The sequence below is a fragment of the Paracoccus angustae genome (genome assembly GCF_042648745.1).
GTDB classification, from domain to species: Bacteria; Pseudomonadota; Alphaproteobacteria; order Rhodobacterales; family Rhodobacteraceae; genus Paracoccus; species Paracoccus angustae.
In genome coordinates this window covers 1-1,087 of record NZ_JBHRXY010000116.1, presented here as the reverse complement: position 1 = coordinate 1,087, position 1,087 = coordinate 1, and the positions used below count along the sequence as shown (strand labels likewise).

The following is a 1,087-nucleotide window of genomic DNA, read 5'->3' as shown; positions in this document are numbered from 1 at the left end:
CAGCACGACGAACAGGCCGTGCTGACGGCGGTGGAATTGGCCTTGGCCGAGGGCGTGGCGACCAAGACCCATGTGCTGAACCTCTTGCACCGGTTGGTCGATGGAAAGGTCATTGGCGGGCCGCCCCTCGATACCCCGCAGGCCCTGGCCCTGCGCCGTGAGCCAAAGGCCAATGTGGAGCGCTATGACGGCCTGCGCACCTCCGTTGCAGGGGGCCGTCATGCGTCATGATCCCGCCAGCGGTGCCATCGTCATCATGCTTCGCAGCCTGAAGATGCACGGCATGGCACAGGCTGTCACCGACCTGATCGAACAGGCTGCGCCGGCCTTTGACGCAGCCGTGCCGATCCTGTCTCAACTGCTGAAAGCCGAACTGGCCGAGCGCGAGGTCCGCTCCATCGCCTATCACATGAAGGCCGCACGCTTCCCCGCCTACAAGGACCTCTCGGGCTTCGACTTCTCAGCCAGCGAGATCAACGAAGCCACAGTCCGGCAACTCCACCGCTGCGAGTTCATGGACGGGGCCCAGAACATCGTCCTGATCGGCGGCCCGGGCACGGGGAAGACCCACATCGCAACCGCCCTCGGCGTCCAGGCCATCGAGCATCACCGCCGCAAGGTCCGCTTCTTCTCCACCATTGAACTGGTCAACGCCCTCGAACAGGAGAAGGCCAAGGGAAAGGCGGGGCAGATCGCTGAAAGCCTGACCCGCCTCGATCTCGTGATCCTCGATGAGTTGGGATATCTGCCCTTCAGCGCCTCGGGCGGGGCGCTGCTCTTCCATTTGCTGAGCAAGCTTTACGAACGCACTAGCGTCGTCATCACCACCAACCTCAGCTTCAGCGAATGGGCCACAGTCTTCGGCGATGCCAAGATGACTACCGCATTGCTCGACCGGCTCACCCACCGCTGCCACATCCTGGAGACCGGAAACGACAGCTTCCGCTTCAAAGCCAGTTCAGCCGCCGCAGCGCGCCAAAAGAAGGAGAACAATCACGCCTTGACCTCTGAATGACCCAAAAACCATAATCAAAGGTGGGTCAGTTCTCGATGGAAAACCTGGGTCACTTCTGGGTGGAAATTAACA

1 protein-coding gene and 1 pseudogene are annotated in these 1,087 nt (G+C 61.5%); both read left to right on the top strand.

Features of this window, described 5'->3' with window-relative positions; all coding sequences use genetic code 11:
• Positions 1–231, top strand: a pseudogene (locus tag ACFOM8_RS23000) (IS21 family transposase); the annotation flags it as partial.
• Positions 221–1,015, top strand: a complete 795-nt coding sequence (gene istB, locus ACFOM8_RS22995; RefSeq protein WP_103175160.1) for an IS21-like element helper ATPase IstB — start codon at positions 221–223, stop codon at positions 1,013–1,015. The pseudogene ACFOM8_RS23000 and the gene istB, both read left to right, overlap by 11 nt.
• The last annotated feature ends 72 nt before the right edge of the window (positions 1,016–1,087 follow it).

Bases quoted from the DNA above. Each gene is read 5' to 3' on its own strand.
- istB (WP_103175160.1), top strand. From the start codon at position 221: ATGCGTCATGATCCCGCCAGCGGTGCCATCGTCATCATGCTTCGCAGC.